At 32.7% G+C, this 26742-nt stretch carries 21 protein-coding genes; 8 read left to right on the forward strand and 13 right to left on the reverse strand.

Features of this window, described 5'->3' with window-relative positions; all coding sequences use genetic code 11:
* Positions 1–152 precede the first annotated feature (152 nt).
* From pgi to Q0828_RS02600, 4 genes are read right to left on the reverse strand one after another with little or no spacing between them, the layout of a single operon-like run.
* Positions 153–1796 carry a glucose-6-phosphate isomerase gene (pgi, locus tag Q0828_RS02585; protein WP_298417413.1) on the reverse strand — a complete coding sequence of 548 codons (1644 nt, stop codon included), beginning with the start codon at positions 1794–1796 and terminating at the stop codon, positions 153–155.
* A 5-nt stretch (positions 1797–1801) separates the two neighbouring features.
* Positions 1802–3142, reverse strand: coding sequence for a peptidoglycan DD-metalloendopeptidase family protein (locus Q0828_RS02590; RefSeq protein ID WP_366523559.1), 1341 nt, complete (start codon positions 3140–3142; stop codon positions 1802–1804).
* The gene (locus Q0828_RS02595; RefSeq protein WP_298417415.1) at positions 3091–4056 is read right to left on the reverse strand and encodes a tryptophan 2,3-dioxygenase family protein; all 966 of its coding nucleotides are present in this window, start codon (positions 4054–4056) and stop codon (positions 3091–3093) included. The genes Q0828_RS02590 and Q0828_RS02595 overlap by 52 nt, the downstream gene beginning before the upstream one ends.
* A gap of 7 nt (positions 4057–4063) precedes the next feature.
* Positions 4064–4840 (reverse strand): DUF3108 domain-containing protein, encoded by a 777-nt coding sequence (locus Q0828_RS02600; protein WP_298417417.1) that lies wholly within the window; start codon positions 4838–4840, stop codon positions 4064–4066.
* A gap of 287 nt (positions 4841–5127) precedes the next feature.
* Here Q0828_RS02600 and Q0828_RS02605 point away from each other — a divergent pair, with 287 nt between their 5' ends.
* The 6 genes from Q0828_RS02605 to Q0828_RS02630 all read left to right on the forward strand — a co-directional run bounded on the left by Q0828_RS02605 (position 5128) and on the right by Q0828_RS02630 (position 10437).
* The gene (locus tag Q0828_RS02605; protein WP_298417418.1) at positions 5128–6900 is read left to right on the forward strand and encodes a tetratricopeptide repeat protein; all 1773 of its coding nucleotides are present in this window, start codon (positions 5128–5130) and stop codon (positions 6898–6900) included.
* Positions 6901–7001: 101 nt separating this feature from the next.
* Positions 7002–7838, forward strand: coding sequence for a T9SS type A sorting domain-containing protein (locus tag Q0828_RS02610; protein WP_298417420.1), 837 nt, complete (start codon positions 7002–7004; stop codon positions 7836–7838).
* 74 nt (positions 7839–7912) lie between these two features.
* Positions 7913–8782 (forward strand): T9SS type A sorting domain-containing protein, encoded by an 870-nt coding sequence (locus tag Q0828_RS02615; protein ID WP_298417422.1) that lies wholly within the window; start codon positions 7913–7915, stop codon positions 8780–8782.
* 211 nt (positions 8783–8993) lie between these two features.
* On the forward strand, positions 8994–9611 hold the full coding sequence (locus Q0828_RS02620) for a hypothetical protein (protein ID WP_298417424.1): 618 nt from the start codon (positions 8994–8996) through the stop codon (positions 9609–9611).
* Between the two features lie 175 nt (positions 9612–9786).
* Positions 9787–10011: a class I lanthipeptide gene (locus Q0828_RS02625; protein WP_298417426.1), complete on the forward strand. Its 225-nt coding sequence runs from the start codon at positions 9787–9789 to the stop codon at positions 10009–10011.
* A 168-nt stretch (positions 10012–10179) separates the two neighbouring features.
* Positions 10180–10437: a class I lanthipeptide gene (locus Q0828_RS02630; protein ID WP_298417428.1), complete on the forward strand. Its 258-nt coding sequence runs from the start codon at positions 10180–10182 to the stop codon at positions 10435–10437.
* 1153 nt (positions 10438–11590) lie between these two features.
* On the opposite strand, the gene Q0828_RS02635 is transcribed toward Q0828_RS02630, so the two are convergent.
* The 3 genes from Q0828_RS02635 to Q0828_RS02645 all read right to left on the reverse strand — a co-directional run bounded on the left by Q0828_RS02635 (position 11591) and on the right by Q0828_RS02645 (position 15060).
* Complete coding sequence (locus Q0828_RS02635; RefSeq protein WP_298417430.1) at positions 11591–12535, reverse strand: tryptophan 2,3-dioxygenase family protein; 945 nt, start codon at positions 12533–12535, stop codon at positions 11591–11593.
* 78 nt (positions 12536–12613) lie between these two features.
* Entirely contained in the window at positions 12614–13777 is a 1164-nt protein-coding gene (gene hppD / locus Q0828_RS02640; RefSeq protein WP_298417432.1) for a 4-hydroxyphenylpyruvate dioxygenase, read from the reverse strand.
* A 125-nt stretch (positions 13778–13902) separates the two neighbouring features.
* Entirely contained in the window at positions 13903–15060 is a 1158-nt protein-coding gene (locus Q0828_RS02645; protein WP_298417433.1) for a homogentisate 1,2-dioxygenase, read from the reverse strand.
* 719 nt (positions 15061–15779) lie between these two features.
* On the opposite strand from Q0828_RS02645, the gene Q0828_RS02650 reads away from it, so the two are divergent.
* Positions 15780–16178, forward strand: coding sequence for a hypothetical protein (locus tag Q0828_RS02650; protein WP_298417435.1), 399 nt, complete (start codon positions 15780–15782; stop codon positions 16176–16178).
* A 15-nt stretch (positions 16179–16193) separates the two neighbouring features.
* On the opposite strand, the gene Q0828_RS02655 is transcribed toward Q0828_RS02650, so the two are convergent.
* Both Q0828_RS02655 and uvrC read right to left on the reverse strand, forming a co-directional pair.
* On the reverse strand, positions 16194–18419 hold the full coding sequence (locus Q0828_RS02655; RefSeq protein WP_298417436.1) for a patatin-like phospholipase family protein: 2226 nt from the start codon (positions 18417–18419) through the stop codon (positions 16194–16196).
* Between the two features lie 11 nt (positions 18420–18430).
* Positions 18431–20221, reverse strand: coding sequence for an excinuclease ABC subunit UvrC (uvrC, locus tag Q0828_RS02660; RefSeq protein WP_298417437.1), 1791 nt, complete (start codon positions 20219–20221; stop codon positions 18431–18433).
* A 163-nt stretch (positions 20222–20384) separates the two neighbouring features.
* On the opposite strand from uvrC, the gene Q0828_RS02665 reads away from it, so the two are divergent.
* The gene (locus tag Q0828_RS02665; RefSeq protein ID WP_298417438.1) at positions 20385–20948 is read left to right on the forward strand and encodes a 5-formyltetrahydrofolate cyclo-ligase; all 564 of its coding nucleotides are present in this window, start codon (positions 20385–20387) and stop codon (positions 20946–20948) included.
* 288 nt (positions 20949–21236) lie between these two features.
* Here Q0828_RS02665 and Q0828_RS02670 read toward each other — a convergent pair whose 3' ends face one another.
* The 4 genes from Q0828_RS02670 to ileS form a co-directional block, all read right to left on the reverse strand.
* On the reverse strand, positions 21237–21890 hold the full coding sequence (locus tag Q0828_RS02670) for a lipoprotein signal peptidase (protein ID WP_298417440.1): 654 nt from the start codon (positions 21888–21890) through the stop codon (positions 21237–21239).
* 54 nt (positions 21891–21944) lie between these two features.
* Positions 21945–22565, reverse strand: a complete 621-nt coding sequence (locus tag Q0828_RS02675) for a hypothetical protein (protein ID WP_298417442.1) — start codon at positions 22563–22565, stop codon at positions 21945–21947.
* 138 nt (positions 22566–22703) lie between these two features.
* The gene (locus tag Q0828_RS02680) at positions 22704–23084 is read right to left on the reverse strand and encodes a TraR/DksA C4-type zinc finger protein (protein ID WP_298417444.1); all 381 of its coding nucleotides are present in this window, start codon (positions 23082–23084) and stop codon (positions 22704–22706) included.
* 6 nt (positions 23085–23090) lie between these two features.
* On the reverse strand, positions 23091–26711 hold the full coding sequence (gene ileS, locus Q0828_RS02685) for an isoleucine--tRNA ligase (protein WP_298417446.1): 3621 nt from the start codon (positions 26709–26711) through the stop codon (positions 23091–23093).
* Positions 26712–26742 lie beyond the last annotated feature (31 nt).

The following is a 26742-nucleotide window of genomic DNA, read 5'->3' on the forward strand; positions in this document are numbered from 1 at the left end:
TTTATTAGTTTATTTAATGCCGCAAAAATCGTATTTATTGTGCATGCATATATTAAGCGAATGTTAAATGTTTTAACATTTTCTCAAAATTACACTTTTAACTTATTTGATTGTTTTGCAGCAAATTAAGATATAAACTAAATTATTAACACTTATTTCCTTTTTTCTTTAAAGAATTTTAAAAGATTCGCAGTAGAGCTATCATGTTCCACAATTTCATGACTCTTAATATCTGTTAAAATTTTTGTTGCAAGTTGTTTTCCAAGCTCAACTCCCCACTGATCATAACTAAAAATATTCCAAATAACACCTTGTACAAATATCTTATGCTCGTATAATGCTATTAGTTTTCCTACGCTTTCTGGCGTAAGCTTGTCTATTAATATAGTATTTGTAGGTTTGTTCCCTTCAAATATTTTGTATGGAAGTAGTTTTTCTATTTCTGAAGCGTCCATTCCTTTTGCTGTAAGTTCAGCAATAACTTCTTCTTCTGTTTTTCCGTTTAATAATGCTTCCGTTTGTGCAAAGAAGTTTGCCATTAGTTTTTCATGATGATCTTCATTTTCATGTAATGAATGTACGTATCCTATGAAATCAGCAGGAATTAGCTTGGTTCCTTGGTGAATTAGCTGAAAAAAAGCATGTTGTGAGTTTGTTCCTGGTTCTCCCCAAATTAAGGTTCCCGTTTCGTAGCTGACACGATTTCCTTTTCTGTCTATACTTTTACCATTACTTTCCATAATTCCTTGTTGCAAGTATGCGGAAAAACGATGTAAGTATTGTGTGTATGGAATGATTGCTTCACTTTCTGCTCCATGGAAATTGTTGTACCATATACTTAGTAAAGCTAATACGACTGGAATATTTTGATCGAACGAAGCCGTTTTGAAATGTTTGTCCATATCATACGCACCTGCTAATAGTTTGTCAAAATTATCATAGCCTGTAGCCAAACTTATAGATAAACCTACTGCGCTCCATAATGAAAAACGCCCACCAACCCAATTCCACATAGGAAATACGTTTTCTGAAGCAATTCCGAATTCGCTTATTTTTTCAAGATTTGTAGATACTGCAACAAAGTGTTTTGCTACAGCGTCTTCTGGTGCTTGTGATAGAAACCATTTACGAATTGTCATTGCATTGGTTAAGGTTTCTTGTGTCGTAAATGTTTTTGAAACTATGACAAATAGTGTTGTTTCAGGGTTTACTTTTTTGATTACTTCTTGCACATGATCACCATCAACATTAGATACAAATTGTACATTTAAATGATTTTTGTAATACGCTAATGCTTCCGTTACCATTGCCGGACCTAAATCAGAACCACCAATCCCAATGTTTACAATATCAGTAAAGGCTTTTCCTGTATGCCCTTTTTTACTTCCAGAAATGATTGCTTCTGAGAATTGCTTTATTTTTTCTTTAACTTCATATATTTCAGGAATGATGTTTTCTCCATCTACATGAATTGCCGCACTTTCTTTTTCGCGCAAAGCGGTATGCAACACAGCTCTTCCTTCCGTTTCATTAATGATATCGCCGTCAAAATATTTTTGAATGTTCTCTTTTAGATTGACTTCTTCTGCCAAGGTTAACAATAAATCCATGGTTTCTTGAGAAATCTTGTTTTTAGAATAGTCAACATAGAAATCTTTCCATTTGATAGAGAAACGATTGGCTCTTTCTTTATCTGTGTTAAAATATTTTTTTAGCGCAAACGATTTCGTTGCATAGAAATGCTCCTGAAGTTTATTCCAAACTTCAGTTTCTGTAGGGTTTATGTTTGTTAACATGAGTTTTAGTTTATAGCAGTTATTGGTGCTTGTTCTATAATTTCTTCTTCTTGTGGAAGTTGTATTTCTATACCGTCAATTTGTGTTTTTAACGGTTTGATGAACTCTAAGTACGATTCTTTGAGTTTTGCATCTATTGGATCGGCATCCGGTAGTTTTTGTTTGAATGGATCTACTTGTCGCCCATTTTTCCAGAAACGATAACATACGTGTGGACCAGAAGTATTTCCTGTCATTCCAACCCAACCGATAACGTCTCCTTGTTTTACAAATTCGCCTACTTTTACTTTACGCTTTTTCATGTGTAAGTATTGTGTAGTGTAGGTACTATTGTGTTTTACTTTTACGTAGTTTCCGTTTCCTCCTCTACGCGCAGATTCAATCACAACTCCATTGGCTGTTGAAATAATTGGCGTTCCTTGTGGCGCAGCAAAGTCCGTTCCTTTGTGTGCTCGGATACGGTTACCGTATAGTTTTATTCTTCTTCTTAAGTTGTATCGTGATGTGATACGGATATTTTTAAAGATTAAAGGTGCTTTTAGGAATGCTCTACGTAAGTTTTTTGCTTTTTCATCATAGTAATCTATAATTTGCTTCACGCTATCCGTCTCAAATTCAAAAGCATAAAATGGCTCATCATTATGTTTGAAGTATGCCGCTTTTATTTTGTCTATTCCCACGAAAGTGGTATCATTTATATATTTTTCAGTATAAATAAGCTTGTATTGATCACCTTTTTGCAGACGAAAGAAATCAATGGTCCACGCGTAGATATCTGACATGTCACCTACTAATCTTTGACTTAATCCAGCTTCATCAATAGCACCAGATAAAGAGCTTGTAATAACACCTGAGGTTTCTTTTTCAACAATTTTCACAGGTTTACTTTCTGTATATGCATTGATAGAATCCTTGAATTTGATCACTACATAGTCAATACTATTGGGTTGATAGATAAAACATTCTGGTCGCTGTAATGAATCACCTTTTGTACATAGTAACGTATATGGCTTTCCTTTTCCTATTTTACTAACATCAAATGTGTCTTTTGTTTTTTCAACAATATTGAAGACTGTTCCGTATCCAACATGATTTTTTTCAAGAATTTTCCCAAAAGTATCACCATCTCTTACGGTATCTTTTACAACTACATAGTCATTTAAGTGAAAACCGAATTCCATTGGATCTGGAGCAGGCGCTTCTATTTGCACCGTTTCTTTTGGTTCTTCTTTGCTTTCCTTGCAAGCGTTAAACGCTATTAATAGTAATGTTAGCAGTAATATTTTCCCTATTCTCATTGTTTCCTTTCTGTATTGAAGATGTGGTCTACCCATTCTTTTCCCCATTCATTTTTTTCATTTTCGCTCCAAATTTCAGGAAAAAAGATCACTTTCTGAAAACTTGGAGGTAAATATTCTCTCCAATTTGTTCCTCCAGTGGCTTCAATAGTCTTTTTTTCACGTCTTAAATAGCGATATGCAGAACCCATATGCATTAATGGCCAATTGACATTTGCATTGAGATCTAAGCTTTTTAATGCAGAAATTAAGTTTTCGTTTTGTTTTACTTTTTCTGGCAACGCTAAATAGCGGTGATATATTGTACTTAGCTTCACTTCGTTGGCAATTCGCATAAAACGTGGCGTGTATCTGTATTCAAATTGCTTGAGTGTAAGTGTTTTTTCTCCTGTTTTACTGTCTGTTGCTCCTTTTTTCCAATAGATATTTTCGTATAAATCATCTAAGGTATTTTCTACTGAAAATTGATCACGCACTGTATGATGCACTAAGTTTTCTAGTGGCGTGGAATATAATTCAATCATTCGGTATTGTGCCGATTGAAAACCACTTGCAGGCAACAGAGACATTCTGTAATTTAAAAATTGTTCTCTTTCCATACCATTGATCATGATTTCAAAAGAAGATATTAGAGCTTTGAAGTAATTGTTTATTCTGTGAATTCGTTGTGTAAAAAATTCTGCTGTTTGCCCTTTGTCATCAATGATTTGCTTTTGCTCATGAATGATAAGTTTAAAGTATAATTCTGTGATTTGATGATACATGATGAAGATTTCTTCATCAGGAAAAAACGTGCGTGGTATTTGTAAACTAAGTAAGGTATCTAAGTGAATGTAATCCCAATAAGTAAGATATCTTTGGTGTAATAAACCATCGAGGTACGAGCCTAAGTCTTGCCCAGAATTTGTGTATTTCGAGTCTAATTTTGCAATTCGTTCTGCAATTTCTGGTGGGATTTCCATACTTTTTTTAATCTACTTTTATTTTGAAAGGGTGTTTCAATCCTTTAAAAGCATCTAAATCTGCTTTTAACGAACCTACCATTAGCTTTGCTTTGATGCGAATTGGAATTTTGTTTTCATCATTTGATACCCAAAGTGTTAAACTTTCGTTTTCTTTAAAAACACGTCCAGCTTGCACATAAGGTCTGAATATTAAACAGGGAACTTTTCCAAATTTTGTTCGTATTACTTCTTCGCCTAAGTATTTTAGTTTGAATTTGAAATTTTCCTTGTCAAAAAACATATTCAATACAATTTCATCTCCAACTTTTATATCAGAAATATCATAGTTATTACGTAAATAATAGAACGCAGAAACCATGTCTTGCACATTTTTTTCTATATCGTATTCCTTCTTAGTATTGTGCTTTTTATTATTGACTAAAGCTTTCGATTTATTGTAGTTGAAATCTATTTCAATGTCTTTGGTATGACCACCTTCATCAATTTTACGAATAAATTTGTATGGTTTTCCTGTTTTTTTATCAAAATAGCTTTCGTAGTTATCATCTACTTTAAAAAACCAACTTGCAAATCCTGTAGTTTTTCCTTTTCCAACTACATGATATACACTTTTACCATTAAGATATTCATCTTTAACTTCTAGTGTGGCATAACTCGCATTTATAATTCCGTAATGGATTCTAAATTTGAACCATTCGCCAGATTTAAATGCGGTATCTTTTTTTTGTGCTTGCAATGCGATGCATGACAGTAAGAATAGTATAGTAAATGTACGTTTCATGTTTGATGTAAAGGTTTGTAAAAATAATAAAATCCTTGTTACTTTTTGTTAATTTATTGTTGTAACGCAATTACTATTCCAAAAAAAAGCTATTAAATCCCTTTTGGGTTGAACTTTTGCTGTCTTTTAACTATTATTTCTTGTTATATAGTTTTAGTATTCTTAAGTTTTTCTCGTGCAAAAGTATTTTTAACTACAAAAAATAATGTATGACAAATATTACATTCAATAATATATTGTATATTTCTAAACACTTAATGAGCCGACTTCTTACAATCTAACCTACTATGATAAAAAGAATTCAAACACCAAAAATCACTCAACCTAAAGCAATGTTTTTATGGATATTATGTGTGTTTTCACTTTCATCTAGTGCAGCAATTGCACAAGACTCAAAAGTAGATAATGACTCTATCGTTTCTGAAGAGATGCGATTGTTTGTTTCAGAATCTGATTCTATTGATAAAATAGAGAAATTCATTCAAGATACTTTTGACGAAAAAGAAGATACCATTTTAGGGTTGGCATATTGTAGAATTTTTTTAGAAAGAGGGAAAAAACAGGAAGATTATGATATTCAATATTTTTCTAGCTATCAAATGTCTTACACTTATTATTTGTTATCTGATTATACTAAAGCTGTACGCTATGGAAATTTATCTACAAAATTAGCTAACAAATTACAAGATACGACCAAGAGCATTACCAGTAATTCCTTATTAGGAAGTACTTTATATGTAATAGGGAATTATGATGATGCACTAAAATCATATTTACACGCAAAAGCATTGTCAAACCAGATAAAAGATTCGCCATATGAGATTTTATGTTTAACTAATATTGCCAATGCACGTTTAAAGCTATATCAATTTGAAGAGGCTTTGAAAAGTTATAATGAGGTTTTAGATATTTTAAGAAAGAAAGACAGTGCTGTTTTTCTTCAATATAAGGAAACATATTTGAGTGCTACTTTAGGCAAAGGAGTGAGTCTTTATGAATTAGGACGATTGGAAGAAGCTGAAAAGGTATGCAAAGAAGGAATTGCCTCTAGCGTTTCTATCAAAAATAAAAAGTTTGAAGGTTTTTTTCATATCAATCTAGGAAACATTTATTATGAAAAAGAAGAGCATCATAAATCACTTGGTTTTTTGAGAGAAGGAAAGAAAATGTTGCATGATTTTAGTGATTTGGAGAATAATAAATTCATTGCTGATTTTTTTATAGCAAAAAACTACTTTAAGCAAGAGAGATACGATGAAGCTATTACATTATTAGATACCGTTTTTGAGCGTATTGGAGATAGAATAAATATGGATAAGATTCTAGAAATGTATGAACTGGCTATTGCTATTTCTGATATTCAAGAAAATAAAGAAAAACAACTATTTTATCGGGATAAGCGAGACGAAGTTTCTAATGCTATAAGCGAGAAAAAATTATTAGCTCGAGAATTATTGCTAAAGGATGATATAAAAGATATGACCATTGAAAATGAAAAACTCTCAGATGAGAAAGCCAAAACTCAAGTTGATAAAAGTATCATTTTAACAGTTTCCATTATTTTACTTTCCATTATCTTATTGATTTTCTTATCATATCACAGAAAAACCAAACAGAAAGAACAAACGTTTTTGGCAATTATTGAAGATATTTCAAAAAGTAAAGTCGTCGAAACTACCAAAAAAGTATCTCAGGTTTCTAAAATAAAAGATGAAAAGGCAAAAACAATTTTAGAAAATTTGCACAAATTGGAAAACACACATTTTTTTCTTGCGCAAGATGCTACTTTACACAAAACAGCAAAATTACTCAATACAAATACTACCTATTTATCAAAAGCACTTAATGCAATCGAAAAGCAATCTTTTAGTCAATATTTAAATAAACTCAGAATTGACTATGTTTTGGTAAAATTAAAAGAAGATGCCGTATTCAGATCATATACAATTCATGCAATTTCTACAGAAATAGGATACAAAAGTGCTACAACTTTTATTAAAGAGTTTAAAAACAAAACTGGCTTAAACCCATCATACTATATTCGAAAAATTGAGGATTGACGCGTGTTTTTTGTTTAAATTTATAAATATGAACAGTTACCTTTTGTAGTGAACATTTAAATATTCATACTTTACTGAGTATAACTTAAAACTCTATTGTTATGAATTTAAAAACTTACACACTTACTACACTATGTTTGTTTTTTTTGTTAAAAATAAACGCGCAAAATATCGACCCTGTTTCGAGTATTGATAATGAAATTGACTTAACTCTTTTGGTTGAAGATGGTCTTCAAGAACAAACATTTAGTTTACTTGCCGATGATTATCATAATGTATTTCATGCACAAGATATGATTACGTATAAGATTAATCTTAAATATCAGTCAACAGCAGCTACCACTACTTATTTTAGACTGAAATGTACATTTGAGGAAGTATTTTATGCTAGTCCTGGGCTTCCAGCTAGTTTTCTATTCAGAGGCACCACAGCTCCTGTAATTATTCCTCCTGTAAAAAAGAAAAAAAGAGATAATCGCAGACCTATAGGAATATACCCGTATGCAGCAGAAATTATATACCGTATACACCCTAAAAATTACAGAGTCACTATAGAATTATTAAAGTATGATAATATTGATGATTACCTAGAAGGCAATGAAAATTATACCGTTAATGAGCGTTCTAAAGTAATTTATTTAAATGCAACGCATGATATGCCAAGCCAAAGAGCGCTTTCGGCAACAGCATTTCCAAACCCTAGCACAGATTATCTTATTATAGAACATACAACTAACACTACTAATAATTCACCTTTGGAAGTAATTATATTTAATGATAAAGGTGTTAAAGTTAGTCAGCATACAGTAACTAATTCTGACATAGAAGCAACTAAAGCTTCATATAATTTAGATACTTCACATTTACAAAACGGCACCTATTACGTTCAACTTTCCTATGAAGGGAAAACTCAAGTCAAAACTATTATAAAAAAATAATTCTTTTTAATCTCTAATAGAAAGCTATCTATTTTACCTTCAAATGATAGCTTTTTTTTAAAAACTCAATTGTTATGAATTCAAAAATTTTCACACTTTCAATGATGTTCCTATTATGTATAGGATATACAAACGCACAAGGTTTTAATCCAGCTTCTACTAATGAAAATGCCATAGATGTAGTTATTGTCGTAGATAACAACTCTAGAGCTATAGGAACTAAAAAAGGGTTTCGCTTGCATGCTTCACCTGATCAAATAATAAACCAATTTAGTGATTTCAAATTAAGAATAAACCTAGAATATCTATCTAGCTTATTCAGAGATAGTTATTTTAGATTAGCATATAATATTGGAATTACAGCTAATGGAATTGTAGGAACACCAAGCCATGGTACTACAGCTCCAGTGATTATTCCTCCTGTAAAAAAGAAAATACTTTCATTTGAACAAGGCATCGTTGCTGGTTACCCGTATTTAATTCCTTCTACTTTCCCGCTAACAGGTGCAGAATATAAAGTATATATTACTTTAATTCAGTATGAAACGGAACAAGATCAACAAAATGATACCGGAATTAAAACACTTGGACCTGAGATTGAATTCACTTTTAAAACAAGTGATTATACTTCTTCACCGATTGATTCTACTACAGGTTCAGGCACTGTTAACTTACTTACATATCCTAATCCAAGTACAGATTATATAACTATTGAACTTGCAAATATTACCACAAACCCTATTTCTACACAACAGCAACCTATACAACTTGCTATTTTTAATAAAAATGGTGGTAAAGTAAGCAGTCATACTATTACGCGTTCAGGAATTAAAAATAAGAATGCTTTATACACTATTGCTACCACAAATTTACCCAAAGACATCTATTTCTTTGAAATTACACATGGAAAAAGCAAAACTGTAAAAACTATTATAAAAAAGTAACTACAATATTTAAAATAAATAACCATCTGCAAGTTTTTGTAGGTGGTTTTTTTGTGTAAACATAGTCCATATACACAAATTTATAAATCTGAAAATACTTCGTTTGTTTTGACTAGTAGTGCTACATAACTTTGAATTGTCTTGATCGAGATAGGTCGTCTCCGAAAAACCTTACTAGAGTAGGAACTAATTCAAAAAAAAATTAAATGTTATGAAGAAACTCATTTTTAAAGCTCGCTATTTTGCACTTGTGCTCTCTATGATTGTTGGTGCATTATACATTACAAGTTGTCAAACTGATGAAATTACTTCTGAACAAGAAGAAACTGCAATTTCAAAAGATCTTGAAGAAAACCAACGAAGCATTCCTAATATTGCAGATTTTAGCCCACCAAGAATACCAAACCCTAATATAGATGAACATTGTGTTGTAAGACTTGCGTATTTATCATATTTAGAACGTTGCCCTGAAAATGCTAGTGTTGTAAGTTATTGGATAGGTGTATTGAACAGAGAAAACTTTGGAGGATTAGCCAAAGGATTTATTACATCACCAGAAGCAAATCAACGATGGAACACTAGATATCATCAGTTTTTAAACAGAAACAATATTAATAGTTCCCAAATAAGTAAAAAAGTATACATCGCATATAGAGGTTTGCTACTTAGAGAACCAGATGTAAATGGCGGAATTTATTGGACAAATATTGAAAGAGCAACTAATATTCTTACTGTTGCCAATGGTATTGGAAATTCTGCTGAGTTTAATAGACGACGAAATGGATTTCCAACAGAATGTGCTAATGCAGCAAATCAGTGTCCTTTTTAAAAACAGCTTACTAATTCAGTAAAAATATCAAAAAACAGCAGCTAAAAATAGCTATACAATATCAGATAACATTTATAATTTTTTTCTCATCAATCAAAATTACGAACAGTTACTTTTTTACATAGCGGAATCCGAAAAGCTTATAGAGTAGGAATTATTTTAACATTTATCAATCATGAAAAAACAAAAATTTCAAAAATTAGGAATCAACAAGTCTACCATTTCTCAATTAACACAAGATCAACTTAATGGTGGAGGAACATTTACATGTCATGGACATTCTTGTTGTCCTACAGAAGCAGCTACCTGTGCTAATACTTGTGCCAACACATGTCATGTTTTATGTGGAACAATATCCCCAACAGATATCTGTCCAGAATCTAGATATTGCCCAGCTTAATATTTGGGCAATTTATTAAAGATAAAAAAGCAATTAAGACTATTCCATAGTTTTAACTATGTCAATTTTTTATTTCAATCAAACACATCAAATTACGAACAGTTCTTTTTTACATAGCGGAATCCGAAAAGCTTATAGAGTAGGAATTATTTTAAATTTTTATCAATCATGAAAAAACAAAAATTTCAAAAATTGGGAATCAACAAGTCTACCATTTCTCAATTAACACAAGATCAACTTAACGGTGGAGGAACATTTACATGTCACGGACATTCTTGTTGTCCTACAGAAGCACCAACATGTGCAGCTACGTGCGCAAATACATGTCAAGCTGGTTGTGGTGTTACAAACGATTGTGGCCCAACAGCTGGTTGTACTGGCGGAGGACGAACTAGATGTATTTGTCCTACGATACAACTTCCATAAGTTGCATTGATTTAATTTTTATTACTAACAATTTGAATGATGAAAAGAAGGCTATCAATGTATTTGGTGGCCTTTTTTAATATAGAATATTTGGACTTTCCTGTTATTTAAATAAAAGACAAAAAAAACTCGATCCGTAGATCGAGCTTCTTTTTTTTATTAACCAACCAAAACTTTAAATTATGAAAAATTTATTTTCTTAAAGTCGCAAAAGGAAACCACTCGCTTTTGCACTGCAAATATAGAACGAGTTACTTGTTATGCAAGCATAGTATTTTACTTTAACAGTATTTTTACACGCACAACTGTAGTTCAGATACATTTCTTAGTAGATTCTCAATGGTTACTTCTTTTTATTGCGAAGTCTTTAATGACAATAAGGTGCAAACGCAAGGTTTTCTCTTATCAATTACCATTTCGTATCATAAAAAGCATAGTAACTAACTGAATTTCAGACTAAAATTCTATTTTAGCTTACTTACTTAAATATATTCCATAAAAAAAGTCCGATCATGGGATCGAACTTTTTTTATTTATTAACCAACCAAAACTTTAAATTATGAAAACTTTTTCTTCTTAAAGTTGCAAAAGGAAACCACTCGCTTTTGCACTGCAAATATAGAATGAGATATTTACTATGCAAGCATAGCATTTTACTTTAACAGTATTTTTACACACACAGCTGTTGTTTGAAAATGTTCCTTAGTGAATCTGCAATGATTTTATACTTTTATTGACAAATTCTCAATAACAATATCATATATATAGAACATTTTATGTGATTAATCACTATTTTTCATCACAAAAGCCACAGTAATTACCTGAATATCAGCCCCAAAATTCATTATCCTTCTATTTGAATGTATTGCATAAAAAAAGCCCGATCATGAGATCGAGCTTCTTTTATTTATTAACCAACCAAAACTTTAAATTATGAAAATTTCTCTTCTTAAAGTTGCAAAAGGAAACCACTCGCTTTTGCACTGCAAATATAGAATGAGAATCATATTGTGCAAGCACAGTATTTTACTTTAACAGTATTTTTATATTCAAAATGGTATTTCATCGATGTTTTTTATAAAATACGCAACAATTTCTTTATTATACTAAGAAATACTCAACATTTTTGCAATTTTTAGTTTTGCTTTTTTGGTTATTCTATCGTTTTATAGCCTTCTAAATTGGTAATTCCCCAATTTTTCAACTCTTCTTCACTCCATAGTTGTGGAAAAAAGATTCTTTTTTGATATTTCGGATGCATATATTTTTGCCAATCGCTTCCACCTGTAGCTTCTGCATTTCCTTTTTCAGAATTTATATATTTCGCTGCAGCATTATAATGATGCATTACCCAACTTATGTTTACAGTATGATCGTAATGACGCATTGCATTCATTAAACTTTTATCACTTTGATACGCTCTAGGTAATTGCTTGAATTTTGTCCATAAGTTGATTGTATTGTATTCTTTCATCCAACCAATGAGTTCTTTTTTGTATTTCTGATCAAAGTTGACCATCAATTTACTGCGTTTTCCCGTTTTATGATCATTTCCAGCAACTTGCCAATACATATTGTTATACGCATGTAAATAAGGAGTTTCGCGATCAATTGTAGCTCTAAATCTGTAATCAATTAGATTGATTAATTCTGTAGAAGCGATTTCAATTTTACGGTATTGACCTGATTGAAAACCACTTGCAGGCGTTAATGTATCGCGGAATTTCATGTATTGCTCTACTTCCATTCCATCTCCCATAATGTCAAATGAATTTGAAAGCATATCAAAATAACGACTGATACGCATTAAATGCATGACAAATTTTTCAGGTTCGATGTTTTCCGTATGTGATATTTGCTGCATTTCCCATAAAATCATCTTAAAAACCAATTCATTGATTTGATGATACATGATGAAAACCATTTCATCGGGCAATTGTGTACGCTGCGTTTGTAATCCTAAGAGTGCATCTAATTGTATGAAGTCCCAGTATTTCATAGGCTCTGCATGTAATAATCCTGAAAGATGTACATCAGGATCTTGTCCCATATCCAAATATTTTTTGTCTATGGCAGCTAGTAATTCTTCTCTAGTCATGTTGTGTATTTTTGGAGAGAAAATAAAAAGAATGTACACTCCGATTCAACTCAGTATACATTCTTATATAGTTATATTTTATAAAGTTCCGCGAGCAGCTTGTTCTCTTTCAATAGCTTCAAATAATGCTTTGAAGTTTCCTACTCCAAATGATTGCGCACCTTTACGCTGAATTACTTCAAAGAACATTGTTGGTCTATCTACAATTGTTTTTGTAAAGATTTGCAGCAAATACCCTTCTTCATCTCGATCAATTAAGATTCCGTGTTTTCTAAGTTCATCTACATCTTCATCAATGTCTCCGACTCTTTCAAGTAAATCGTCATAATATGTTTCTGGAACATATAAGAACTCAACGCCTCTTTCGCGCATTTGCGAAACTGTCTCAATAATATTATCTGTAGCAACCGCAATGTGCTGTACACCTGGACCATTGTAAAAATCTAAGTATTCTTCAATTTGCGATTTCTTTTTCCCTTCTGCTGGTTCGTTAATTGGAAATTTAATTCTACCATTTCCATTACTCATCACTTTACTCATTAACGCCGTAAAGTCTGTAGAAATGTCATCATCCGTAAACGAGATTATTTGCGCAAAGCCCATTACTTTTGCATAGAATTCGCACCATTCTTTCATTTCTCCCCAGCCTACATTTCCTACCATGTGATCAATGAATTTTAATCCAACTGGTTCAGGATTATAGTGCGACTCCCATTTTTTATAGCCTGGTAAAAAGATTCCGTTGTAGTTTTTACGCTCTACAAAAATATGAACTGTTTCTCCATATGTGTAAATTCCTGAACGTACTACATACCCATTTTCATCTTCTTCTTTTGTAGGCTCCATGTATGGTTTTGCGCCTCTTTTGGTAGTTTCTTCAAAAGCTTTTGTTGCATCTTCTACCCAAAGAGCTACTACTTTTACTCCATCTCCGTGAAGATCAATATGCTCATTGATTTCTCCACCTTTTCCTAAAGGTGTTGTTAAAACCAATCGAATTTTATCTTGCTTTAATACATATGAAACTCTGTCTGTTAAACCTGTTTCTAAACCTGCATAGGCTTCTGACTGAAAACCAAAGGCTGTTTTGTAGAAATGCGCGGATTGCTTTGCATTCCCTACATATAACTCTACATAGTCAGTTCCTAATAATGGAAGAAAATCTTCTGCTTCATCAAATAATTTTTTGAGTCCGTATTCTGTATTTTGTAAATCTTTTAAGTTTTTTATTTCTGCTGCCATCTGTTTATTTTTTTAGTGCATTCGCAATTTGTTTTAAGTTTTTTGTGTAATTAATCAAGCGTAATTACCACATAGCTCTTATTTGCGTTGCAATGTTGGTTGTGTGTTGTGTCATCAGTCTATTTTTATTCTAACCAAGATTTGAAATAATCTTCATCGGCAATTTTCATTGCTTCTTCCGTCACTTGTAATGGTTTGAATGTATCTACCATTACAGCTAATTCTTCTGTTTCTGTTTTCCCAATACTTCTTTCTGCAGCTCCAGGGTGTGGTCCGTGTGGAATTCCTGCTGGATGCAACGAAATATGTCCTGCTTCAATGTCATTTCTACTCATAAAATCTCCATCAACATAGTACAACACCTCATCACTATCTATGTTACTATGATTGTAAGGTGCTGGAATACTTTCTGGGTGATAGTCGTACAATCTTGGCACAAACGAACAAACGACAAACGCATCTGTTTCAAATGTTTGATGTACTGGTGGTGGTTGATGAATTCGTCCTGTAATTGGTTCAAAATCGTGAATTGAAAACGCATATGGATAGTTGTAACCATCATATCCAACAACATCAAAAGGATGCGTTGCATAGATCATTTCAAAGATATCTCCTTGTTTTTTCACCTTGATTAAGAAATCACCTTTTTCGTTATAAGTTTCTAATTCTTCAGGTCTTCTGAGATCGCGTTCGCAGAATGGTGAATGCTCTAAGAGTTGCCCAAACCAGTTTCTATAACGTTTTGGAGTGTATATTGGTCGATACGATTCTACAATGAATAATCTGTTATCATCTGTATCAAAATCTAATTTATAAATAATTCCGCGCGGCACTAATAAGTAATCTCCATATTTGAAATCGAGGTTTCCTAGCATTGTGCGCAGTTTCCCTGTTCCTTTGTGAATGAAGATAAGTTCGTCTGCATCTGTATTTTTGTAGAAATACTCACGTGTAGATTCTTTGGGCGCTGCCAAAATGATATTACAATCACTGTTTGTTAAAACTACTTTTCTACTGTCTAGATAATCTTGCTCGGGCGCTACTTGGAATCCGCGCAAGCGATAGGACTGTATATTGTTTGCTTTTGCAATTTTTGGTGCAACACTGTATTGTTTGCGTATTTCTTTTACTTGTGTTGGTCTGTGTTCGTGGTAACTATTTGTGGACATTCCGTCAAAACCGATGGTTCCAAAAAGTTGTTCATAGTATAAATCACCATTTGGTTTTCTAAATATCGTGTGTCTTTTAGGTGGAATGTTTCCTAATTTATGATAGAAAGGCATATTGTTATTTTTTTGTAATCGTAAAAATGATGTGATAAGATATAGAAAAATGTGAAGAATTGTGTTCACATTTAGCAAAAAAACAACGCTCTCTTATTCAGGATTTCGCTTGATAAGATAGTGTAAATGTGCTAGTAAGTCGTTCCAAAAAGGTTTCACTTGTATAAATTTAAGTAGATGTTATTTTTCATCTGTACACAAATATCGTAATTATTTGGAGATTTTTTATGATTGAAGTCATCTTTGGCTTTTATTTTGATGATTTAATGCTATATATTACAACTTGTTATTAGACAAATGATGTGCTTTTATCATTGTTATAAATAGATATCTAATTATTCTTACAAGTACTATATTTTTAATATCCTGTGATAATACTCCAAAATATTCTGATGGATATGTTTATGATGAAGCAACTCGCAAACGCATTTTAGCTATAAAAGTAAAAGCTGAGTTCTATAAAGAAATGTTTGATTATACAGGTGATAAGGGATATTTTAGAATTGAAAACACACAAAAGGATATTGAATCATATTTTATTTTATCCGATTCTGAACTCGTTTAGGACACTTTATATACATTCTGGATTCAACATGGAGAAGCAGAAGTATATTCTTTTATAGAAGGAAATAATGATACTGTTTTTATTGATTATGACAAATAAATACTCTTTCTTTTGCTTAATTATTCTTCTTTTTTCGTGTAAAACAAAACAATTTTTGAAGTCGTCACCTGTAATTGTTTATAAAGATATTCCACACATTGAAGATGAAGGAAAATCTATTAAAAATAAAAGCTATTTATATTTTAAAGTTTCCGATGAACAAGGAAATTCATTAACATCTGTGGCATCCAAATTGATTGCCGATAGTACATCTTGTTATATTACGTATTCAGATTTTGATGGTTTAGCACAACTTAGTTTTGATCAAAGCAAGATTACTTCAACTAGTTATTTGGAAATAGTTTTTAAAGGATTTAGCAAAAAAAGGATTCCAGTTGCTAGTCTTAAAAAAGAGCAATTACAATTCATACAACTAAAAAAAGGAGATTCCATCGTTAGTGAAGAAGCATATAAGATGTATTATTTTCAAATTCGAAGTTGTTGGAATTGGTAATTTGTTATCATCACCTTAAAACCAAAAACCAACACTAAAATACAATTGATCTTTCTCCACATCTGGCGACCAAGAGTATTTTACTTGCAATGGCCCAAAGAAGGTTTCAAAACCATATCCAAATGCATATCCATTGAAATCGGGCTTGCTTAACCATTCTCCATTATCAAATATGTTTTCGCCTGCGTTGGCATAGTTTGCACTAAAGTTTAGATGGTGTTTTGGATAAAAGTTGTAATCAAGTACAAAGGATGCTTTTACAAAACTATCACCTGCAAAACTCAGAAAATCATATCCTAAAAACGGAGTGTAATTGTTAATGTAATTGTTCCCAAAACCGCCTAACACAAAATCTAAAGAGTTTGTCCCTGGCGCTCCTAATTTAAATCCGCCTTCCGTTGATATGTTTAAAGATATATTGTTAATTAACGGCGTTGCATATCCTAATTTTGCTTTTGCCAATGAAAATAAGTCAAAATTTTTATTATAGTCTGAGGAGAAAAGATACCAGTGAAAATCTCCTGAGAAGAACACTCCTTTTGACGGGAAATATTTGTTATCGTATGTATCTAGTTTTAGGAATCCAAACGTACTTACGAAGTCACTTCGTTCAAAAATGGTTTCTTCTTCATTTTCTCCGCTAATGGTTTCTGAAGCAATTTTTAAGCGCTTGTGTTCAGCTCCAATTCCAAATACAAATTCTTCTCGCACTACTGTTTGTATGTATAATTGATTAGTAAAGTCTGACACTTCTACATCAATTCTATTTAAATCAGGATTTGTTTCATCATCACTTACTAGATCGAAGTCAACGCCTCTTTCAAAAGTATTGAATCGCGATTTTAGCCCAATACTCCAATAATATCCTTTGTCAATATAGTATTCAAAATTGTATCGTATGTTATCTCCAATGATAAAATCGAGCGAAGCTACGTCGTTGTTAAATAATACATTTTTCTTCGTCACATTGATTAAACCACCAGTTTTATAAACATCATCATAATGTGCTGCCAAACGCAAAAACGTGTTACTCGGTCTCTCTCTTAGATTAAGAATAATGTCTTCCGTACCATCTTCATTTTTCCACGCCTTGTAACGAATTCCTGTAAAGTTTCCCGTAGCAGCTAGGTTACTGATTCCTTCCGTAAATTTTTTGAACGGAATAGTGTCTGGCGTTTTGAATCGTAGTTTTCCACGCACGTATGAACGTGTGTACTTATCATTTCCACGCAAGTGTACATAATTTATTCGAATTGAATCTTGCGGAATGATTGGTTTTCTATTTGGCTTCTGTGTTTGCTTTGCAGCAATTTCTTGTAATGCTTTTATATTGTCTCTACCAGCTGCTTCTCCTCGTTCTATTAATTCACTTCCTTTATCAAAAGAGATCACACTGAATCCTTTTATGTTAGGACGAATGTATACATCTGTTTGTTTACTTTTTTGCTTCATGTCATTGATCGTACGGAAGTTGTTGATTTGAGACAAAATTCCCATCGCAGACTTTAGTTTTTCGCGTCCAGCCAAACCATCTTGCACATCTACACCAATGATTATATCTGGATTTTTTGCTTTGATTTCATCTATTGGATAGTTATTCGTTACACCACCATCAATCAATAATCGATCGCCCATTTCAATAGGTTCAAATAGTGATGGAAACGCGCCACTTGCTGTAATTGCATCTGGCAAATATCCTTTATCCAACACAACTTGCTCTCCTTTTTCAATGTCTGAAGCTATACATAGAAATGGAATTGGTAAGTTGTTGAAATCATTTACATCTTTTACATGTAATAATAATTGTGCTAACTTATTGTATACATTTTGTCCTTTTGAAATAGAGGAAGGAAAGGCTACTTTGAAATTGTCAAACGGTAAAGTGATTGCATAGCGTTCTGCGTCTTCTTTTTCATAGAATGTTTTTGCAGAACGTGGCAATTCGTCCTGAATTAATACATCTAAATCTGTTTTACGAAAGATAGAGTCTATTTGTTTTCCTGAATAACCAGAAGCATATAATGAACCAATGATTGCACCCATGCTTGTTCCGCCAATATAATCTACACGAACTCCTAGACTATCAATAATTTTAAGTGTTCCAATATGTGCTAATCCTTTTGCACCACCACCACTTAAGACCAAACCAACGGTGAAGTCTTGCTTCTTTTTTTCTACATTTTGTGCAGAAACAAAAGAAATATTTAGTATTAGTATGCAGATATAGATCCACTTGCTCATGAGTAAACGACTTATTTTTTATGAAAATTCTCGTATATTTTTTTCGCTCTACTGTCACCAATTACTGCAGCAATTTCTTCACGTGATGCTGTGGCAATTCGTTTGACAGATTTAAATTTCTTTAATAATTCTACTATTGTTTTTTCACCAATTCCGGCAATAGTTTCCAACTCTGAATTTAACGCACTATTGCTTCTTTTATTTCTATGAAATGTAATTCCAAATCGGTGCGCTTCATTTCGTAAATGCTGAATTATTTTGAGTGATTCACTTTTTTTATCTAAATATAACGGAATTGAATCGCCTGGATAGTAAATTTCTTCCAAGCGTTTTGCAATTCCGATGATTGCAATTTTTCCACGTAAATTTAAAGCATCTAAACTTTTTAACGCAGAAGATAGCTGTCCTTTTCCACCATCAATGACAATTAATTGTGGTAAAGGTTGCTTTTCTTCAACTAATCTTTTGTATCTGCGATAAACAACTTCTTCCATAGAAGCAAAATCATCTGGTCCTACAACTGTTTTTATGTTGAAATGCCTGTACTCTTTTTTACTTGGTTTTCCATTTTTGAAAACAACGCAAGCAGCTACAGGATGTGTTCCTTGAATGTTAGAGTTATCAAAACATTCTATATGTCGTGGTTCTTCTGACAGGCGTAAATCTTTTTGCATTTGTGACATAATTCGATTTACATGCTTATCAGGATCTGTTAACTTTATTTGCTTGAAACGTTCTTGACGGTAATATTTTGCATTTCGTAATGAAAGATCTAAGATTCGTTTTTTATCTCCAAGCTTTGGAATTGTGATTTTAAACTTTCCACCTAGTTCTACTTCAAAAGGCACATATAATTCTTTGGAATTGGTTTTGAAACGCTGATGAATTTCGGTGATTGCCAATTCTAATAAGTCCTTGTCTGTTTCGTCTAGCTTTTTCTTAATTTCCATCGTGTGTGAACGCACAATAGAACCTAACGATAGTTGTAAATAGTTGATGTAACCAAAGCTTTCATCAGACACTATGGAAAACACATCTACATTGCTGATTTTAGGATTTACAATGGTTGATTTTGCTTGGTAGTTTTCTAAGATTTCTATTTTTTCTTTTACTTTTTGTGCATCTTCAAATTCCATCGCTACTGCATGTTCTTTCATTTGCGTTTTGAACTGCAACAAGGAATCTTTGAAGTTTCCTTTTAAGATTTCACGAATCGCTCTGATTTCTTCATCATAACTTTGAATCGTTTGATAGCCTTCGCAAGGACCTTTACAGTTTCCTAAGTGATACTCTAAACAGACTTTGTATTTGCCTGCGTTTATTTTTTCTTGCGATAAGTCGTAGTTACACGTTCGTAATGGATATAATCCTTTGATTAAATCTAATAAGGTTCGAACCGTTTTCACACTTGTATACGGACCAAAGTATTCAGAACCATCTTTGATCATTCTACGGGTTTGAAATACTCTTGGAAAGCGTTCATTTTTGATACAAATCCACGGATACGACTTGTCATCTTTTAACAATACATTGTAACGTGGCTTATATTTTTTGATAAGATTGTTCTCTAATAACAACGCATCTGTTTCCGTTGCCACCACAATATGCTTGATAGAATCAATTTTTTTAACCAATACTTTTGTCTTACCATATTCATGGTTTTTGGTAAAGTATGATAACACACGCTTTTTCAGATTTTTTGCTTTCCCTACATATAGAATTTTCCCTTCTTTATCATAGTATTGATATACACCAGGATTGGTTGGAAGTATTTTAAGTTGTAGTGCTAATGCTTCGGTCATGTATCTAGTATCTGTACTGAGATGTTAGTATTGAGTTTTTTTGCGCTTTGCTTTTGAGGTTTGGAAAAAAGAAAAATACCTTTTCACAAATTTAGCAGCATTTATTCCAAAAACAAAGTAATAGCATTTCTACATTTTTTATTTTTGTGTTAAAACTGTATTCATGTCAAAATCTACCTTACGAAAGAAGTACAAAACGTTACGAAATTCGCTAACTCCTGAACAGTTAGATGATTTTAGTATGTCAATTGCTAATAGTTTATTAAATCTTCCTATTTGGGAGAAACGTTATTATCATTTGTTTTTGACAATTACTGAACAGAAAGAAGTAGATACCGAGTTTATTTTGAATATTTTGGCAGGAAAAGATAAAGATATCATCTTATCTAAAAGTAATTTTGAAGACAATTCCTTGACACATTTTCTGCTTACAGACAACACTGTAATTAAGAAAAACGCATATCATATTCCCGAACCTATTGATGGCATTGAAGTTCCTTCCAGCAAGATTGATGTCGTTTTTGTGCCTTTGTTAGCATATGATACTAAAGGTAACCGAATTGGCTACGGAAAAGGGTTTTACGATCGTTTTTTAGCAAATTGCAACTCTGATGTGATTAAGATTGGTTTGTCATTTTTTCCTCCTGAAACAACTTTGTTTGAAGTTGATGTTAATGATATTGGTTTGGATTTTTGTGCAACGCCTGAAGAGGTTTTTGAGTTTTAATACCATTTCTTATTGTCACATTGAGCGCAGTCGAAATGTAGTCGGTAACCTTTTTAACTCTTTTATTCTGGCAGATATTTTTAGTTTTCTCGTTGAAAAACTAAAACCGCACAAATTTTACTAAATTTTCTCCAAGGCTTCAAAAATTTTTAACGTAAAATCTTTTCTATACTTCAGAAAAACAAGATAAACTAACCATCATTCATAATACTAAATTAAAAACATACCAGCTATTAAATAAATACCTTAATTGTCGTTACTGATTATATATATTCAAATACGCAAGATTTAGTAAATCCCGGTGTATTCTTCTTCAGTAGTGGCTTTTACTTCTTTCTCCTTCTTCGGAAATGCTCGTTTGTTAAAGATAATCAACAGTAAAACACCAACTGTAATAGCAGAGTCTGCAATGTTGAATACAGGATCAAAGAAGGTAAAACGTTGTCCTCCATACCAAGGCAACCATTCTGGCAACGTAGTATCAATCATAGGAAAATAGAGCATATCTACTACATGTCCGTGAAATACAGGTGCGTATCCACCAGCTTCAGGTAAAAATGTAGCAACTCCACTAACTTGTGAACTTTCACTAAATAAAACTCCATAAAATACAGAGTCAATGATGTTTCCAAATGCGCCTGCAAAAATAAGTGCGATGGCAACTATGAGTACACGAGAAGCGTTTTTCTTTACTTCTGTATGCAGCCAATATCCTATTGCAGAGATTGCAAATAGTCTGAATAACGTTAATAATAATTTTCCGTAGCTACCGGGCAATTCAACTCCCCAAGCCATTCCTCTGTTTTCAACAAAGAGAATTTTAAACCAGCCAAAAACATCTACTGATTCGCCTAGTACAAAGTTTGTTTTGATATATATTTTGCTGATTTGATCAATGAGTAAGACCAAAACAATGATTCCAATAGCTTTTTTTAATGACATATGTCGTACAATTTCCGTTTGAAAATTCTAATAGTTGGCTAAAATAAGAATATTTTACGCTTTATCAGCAGAATATGTAATCTTTCCATTGTCTGCTTTTAATTCTATTTTTCTTCCTTTTTTATAGAAGATTACATGCTGATTCGTATTTACTTCCAAAGTTGGTTTTCTACGATTAATGTAATGAATGTTCCCTTTTTTTGTTTGAATTTCCGCCTCGCTTGTAAAGTTGGTTAATGTAAAGTTTCCTGAAATTAGAATTGCCTGAACTTTTTTGTACTGTCCTTTGATATGCACTTGCGTTCCATCGCCTTCTAATTGTATTTTTAGTTTTTTTGGAATGTAGATATCTATTACTACCGAAAAGACCTTGTGCGCACTTAATTTATCGTTTGGGATTTCGAAATTTTCCGCTAATTCACACGAAAGTTGTATTTGTTTGTTTTTCGTTGCGGTTATTATGTTTAAATCGCGAAAGTATTCGCCTTCCATTTTGGTTTCAATCTTAATTACTTTATCATTTGTGCTGATAATATTGAGCTGAAATATTTTATCCGTATTGATTCGAATTTCGTCTATTTCATGAATAGAAAAGGTTTGCTGTGTTACTTTTTGGGCAAAACAAGATATGCTTGTCAGCAGGAAGAATGTTAGGATATACTTTATTTTAAACATTTACGATATCATTTACGCTAAATTTCGATACAAATTTGTTGTGCAAATTCACTCAATCTGACGCAATACTATTGAACTTTTTTGAATATAAAGCAAAAAAAGCGCTCAATGAGCGCTTTTTGTATGATGGTATGCTTTTTATTTTTGCATGTTTTTTGCTTCAATACTTAATGTAGCATGTGGTACTAATTTAAGACGCTCAGGATTAATCAATTTTCCAGTAACTCTACAAATTCCGTACGTTTTGTTTTCAATACGGATGAGTGCATTTTTAAGGTCACGGATAAACTTTTCTTGTCGAATAGCCAATTGCATGTTTTTCTCCTTTGACATTGTCACAGATCCTTCTTCAAATGCTTTGAATGTTGGCGACGTATCGTCCGTACCATTGTTATGGTCGTTCATATACGAGCTTTTTAATAATTCCAAGTCTTTGTTCGCCTGATCTATTTTGTCTTGAATGATTATTTTGAATTCTTCAAGCTGCTTGTCTGAGTATCTTATTTTAGTGTCTTCCATGATGTGTTACATTTTTTTAATAAATAATGTGGTGTTTACGTCATCGAAAGCAATTTCTATTCCATTTTCTAGTTTATCTACAAATACTAATTCTTCTGTAAGCGTTTCTACTTTTATGTACGTTAAATTAGTTTTTATGGCATCTACTAAATGTTCATCTTTTTGTAGTGATACATGTATTTTGTCTGTGACTTCAAATCCTGAATCTTTACGTAAGTTTTGAATTCTATTTACAAGTTCTCTTGCGATTCCTTCTTTTCGTAATTCTTCAGTAATTGTTACATCTAGCGCTACAGTTATTCCTCCCGAATTGGCGACTAACCAACCTTCGATATCTTGAGAAGTTATTTCAACTTCTGTAATGTCTAAAATACTATTTTTTCCGTTAATTTCTACAGGGATTTTTCCTGTTTTTTCAATTTCGGCTATTTCTTCTTGTCCAAACTGCATAATTACAGCCGCTGCCGCTTTCATATCTTTCCCAAATTTTGGTCCAAGAACTTTAAAATTTGGCTTTATTTGCTTTACTAATATTCCTGAAGCATCATCTAGCAATTCAATTTCTTTGACATTTACTTCAGATTTTATTAATTCGGCTACAGCCAAAATTTCCTCTTTCGTTTGCGCATCTAATACAGGAATCATAATTCGTTGTAATGGTTGACGCACTTTTATCTTTTCTTTAGCTCTTAACGATAATACTAAGGAAGATATTGTTTGCGCGTTTTCCATTTTACGCTCTAATGATTTGTCAATGTACGCTTCATCATATTTTGGAAACTTAGCCAAATGTACACTTTCAAAGTTTTCTGTAGTTGTCGTTTTCGTTAAGTCTTTGTAAAGTCTGTCCATATAGAAAGGTGCAATTGGCGCTCCTAACTTGGCAACATTTAACATACATGTGTATAATGTTTGGTATGCAGATATTTTATCGTGTTGATAATCGCCTTTCCAAAATCTTCTTCTACTTAAACGTACAAACCAGTTACTTAGGTATTCTTGAACAAATTCAGAGATTGCTCTGGCTGCCCTTGTAGGTTCGTATTCTTCGTAAAATTGATCTACTTTTTTGATAAGTGTATGTAACTCAGAAAGTATCCAACGATCTATTTCTGGACGCTCTGCTAATGGAATGTCAGCTTCACTATATGTAAAGTTGTCAATATTCGCATATAAACAAAAGAATGAATATGTGTTGTATAGTGTTCCGAAGAATTTACGACGTACTTCTGCAATTCCTTCTAAATCAAATTTTAGGTTGTCCCAAGGATTGGCATTTGAAATCATGTACCAACGCGTTGCATCTGGTCCGTATTTGTCTAATGTTTCAAATGGATCGACTGCATTTCCAAGACGTTTAGACATTTTTTGTCCGTCTTTATCAAGTACTAAACCATTTGATACAACATTTTTATAGGCAACCGAATCAAAAACCATACTTCCTATCGCGTGAAGCGTATAGAACCAACCACGAGTTTGATCGACACCTTCGGCAATGAAGTTTGCAGGATAGCTTTCGTTATTGTCGATGAGTTCTTTGTTTTCAAACGGATAGTGCCATTGTGCATATGGCATAGAACCAGAATCGAACCAAACATCAATTAAATCACTTTCGCGTTTCATAGGTTTCCCAGAAGGTGATACTAATGTAATTCCGTCAACAATATGTTTGTGTAAATCTACTTTATCATAGTTTTCCTCAGACATGTTTCCTACTTCAAACGAAGCATATACATCTTCTGTTTCAACACCTGCATCGATGGCTTTTTGGATTTCTGATTTTAATTCGGCTAACGAACCAATCATCAATTCTTCTTTTCCGTCTTCAGTACGCCATATTGGCAATGGAATTCCCCAGAAGCGTGAACGAGATAAATTCCAATCGTTTGCTCCTGCAATCCAGTTTCCAAAACGCCCTTCCCCTGTTGATTTTGGTTTCCAGTTGATGGTTTGGTTTAATGCATACATGTTATCTTTTACATCCGTGATTTTGATAAACCAAGAATCTAACGGATAGTATAAGATTGGTTTGTCCGTACGCCAGCAATTTGGGTAACTATGGACATATTTTTCTACTTTGAATGCTTTATTCTCAGTTTTTAGTTTGATGGCTAATTCGACATCAACTGATTTTTCAGGAGCATTTTCAGTATAGTATTCGTTTTTGACATATTTTCCAGCAAATTCGCCCATTTCTGGTCTAAATTTACCTTGTAAATCTACTAACGGAACTAAGTTATCGTTTTCATCTTTTACTAGTAATGGTGGAACTTCTGGAGTTGCTTGTTTCGCAACCAACGCATCATCTTGCCCAAAAGTAGGCGCTGTATGTACGATTCCTGTTCCATCTTCCGTAGTCACAAAGTCTCCAGAGATCACTCTGAAAGCATTTTCAGGATTTTCATATGGCAATGCATAGTCTAACAATTGCTCATATTTGATGCCTACTAAGTCGCTTCCTTTGTGATTAGAAATTACTCTGAAAGGAATTTTCCCATTAATAGTCTTAATATCAGAGTTTTTAATAGAGGTTATATCATCTAAATCCAAATCATATCCTAATCCTTTTAGAAAATCTAGCTTCTCATTGTCAGAGAGTTTATTTTTGTCCACAAAGACATGCCAGAGATTTTCCCAATCAGGTTGAGCCACATTTTTTCCTAAAATAAGCGAAAGTCTTTCGTTTGCATCTAATCCTCCTTTTTCCTTGATAGATTCATTAAAGTTACTGAAGTCAGAACCTTTTAAAACTTTAAAATATTTTTTACCTGCAAATTGTTTTCCAACTAAGTTTTTAGCTAACACTACATTGATTGGCTCAAATGTGTATTGATTGAACGTTTTTACAACAACATAATCGATTTTTGGCCCAACCGTTAATGCCGTGTTTGATGGTAATGTCCAAGGTGTTGTTGTCCATGCTAAGAAATGTACATCTCCTTCAACGCTTTGTAACGCTTCTGGCAATGTTTCTTTAATGGTTTTGAATTGTGCAACAACTGTTGTATCCGTTACATCTTGATAGGTTCCAGGTTGGTTTAATTCGTGTGAACTTAATCCTGTTCCTGCTTTTGGTGAATAGGGTTGGATTGTGTATCCTTTGTACATTAATCCTTTGTCATAGATTTCCTTTAACAACCACCAAACACTTTCCATGTATTTTGATTTGTACGTGATATACGGATCGTCCATATTAACCCAGTATCCTGTTCGGCGTGTCATGTTGTTCCAGATATCTGTGTAACGCATGACCGCTTTTTTACAAGCTTCGTTGTACTCAACAACAGATATTTTTTTCCCAATGTCTTCTTTGGTGATTTGCAATTCTTTTTCAACACCTAGTTCTATTGGAAGTCCATGTGTATCCCAACCTGCCTTACGTTTTACTTGATATCCTTTTTGCGTTTTATAACGACAGAAAATATCTTTAATCGCTCTGGCTAATACGTGGTGAATTCCTGGTAATCCGTTTGCTGACGGTGGTCCTTCGAAAAATACGAATGATTCAGCGCCTTCTCTTGAACTTATACTTTTTTCAAAGATGTTATTTTCTTCCCAATAGTTTAATATTTCGTCTGCAACTACTGGTAAGTCTAGTCCTTTGTATTCTCTAAATTTATTAGCCATTTTTTCTGCTGTATATTGGATTTGCGAAATT

It is taken from the genome of uncultured Kordia sp. (assembly GCF_947496985.1).
In the GTDB taxonomy this organism is placed as follows: Bacteria; Bacteroidota; Bacteroidia; order Flavobacteriales; family Flavobacteriaceae; genus Kordia.

Coding starts and splice junctions, on each gene's coding strand:
- hppD (WP_298417432.1), bottom strand. CDS start 13,777: ATGGCAGCAGAAATAAAAAACTTAAAAGATTTACAAAATACAGAATAC.
- pgi (WP_298417413.1), bottom strand. CDS start 1,796: ATGTTAACAAACATAAACCCTACAGAAACTGAAGTTTGGAATAAACTT.
- Q0828_RS02610 (WP_298417420.1), top strand. CDS start 7,002: ATGAATTTAAAAACTTACACACTTACTACACTATGTTTGTTTTTTTTG.
- Q0828_RS02655 (WP_298417436.1), bottom strand. CDS start 18,419: ATGAGCAAGTGGATCTATATCTGCATACTAATACTAAATATTTCTTTT.
- Q0828_RS02625 (WP_298417426.1), top strand. CDS start 9,787: ATGAAAAAACAAAAATTTCAAAAATTAGGAATCAACAAGTCTACCATT.
- Q0828_RS02600 (WP_298417417.1), bottom strand. CDS start 4,840: ATGAAACGTACATTTACTATACTATTCTTACTGTCATGCATCGCATTG.
- Q0828_RS02620 (WP_298417424.1), top strand. CDS start 8,994: ATGAAGAAACTCATTTTTAAAGCTCGCTATTTTGCACTTGTGCTCTCT.
- Q0828_RS02680 (WP_298417444.1), bottom strand. CDS start 23,084: ATGGAAGACACTAAAATAAGATACTCAGACAAGCAGCTTGAAGAATTC.
- ileS (WP_298417446.1), bottom strand. CDS start 26,711: ATGGCTAATAAATTTAGAGAATACAAAGGACTAGACTTACCAGTAGTT.
- uvrC (WP_298417437.1), bottom strand. CDS start 20,221: ATGACCGAAGCATTAGCACTACAACTTAAAATACTTCCAACCAATCCT.
- Q0828_RS02670 (WP_298417440.1), bottom strand. CDS start 21,890: ATGTCATTAAAAAAAGCTATTGGAATCATTGTTTTGGTCTTACTCATT.
- Q0828_RS02630 (WP_298417428.1), top strand. CDS start 10,180: ATGAAAAAACAAAAATTTCAAAAATTGGGAATCAACAAGTCTACCATT.
- Q0828_RS02645 (WP_298417433.1), bottom strand. CDS start 15,060: ATGCCTTTCTATCATAAATTAGGAAACATTCCACCTAAAAGACACACG.
- Q0828_RS02595 (WP_298417415.1), bottom strand. CDS start 4,056: ATGGAAATCCCACCAGAAATTGCAGAACGAATTGCAAAATTAGACTCG.
- Q0828_RS02590 (WP_366523559.1), bottom strand. CDS start 3,142: ATGGGGAAAAGAATGGGTAGACCACATCTTCAATACAGAAAGGAAACA.
- Q0828_RS02605 (WP_298417418.1), top strand. CDS start 5,128: ATGATAAAAAGAATTCAAACACCAAAAATCACTCAACCTAAAGCAATG.
- Q0828_RS02635 (WP_298417430.1), bottom strand. CDS start 12,535: ATGACTAGAGAAGAATTACTAGCTGCCATAGACAAAAAATATTTGGAT.
- Q0828_RS02675 (WP_298417442.1), bottom strand. CDS start 22,565: ATGTTTAAAATAAAGTATATCCTAACATTCTTCCTGCTGACAAGCATA.
- Q0828_RS02665 (WP_298417438.1), top strand. CDS start 20,385: ATGTCAAAATCTACCTTACGAAAGAAGTACAAAACGTTACGAAATTCG.
- Q0828_RS02615 (WP_298417422.1), top strand. CDS start 7,913: ATGAATTCAAAAATTTTCACACTTTCAATGATGTTCCTATTATGTATA.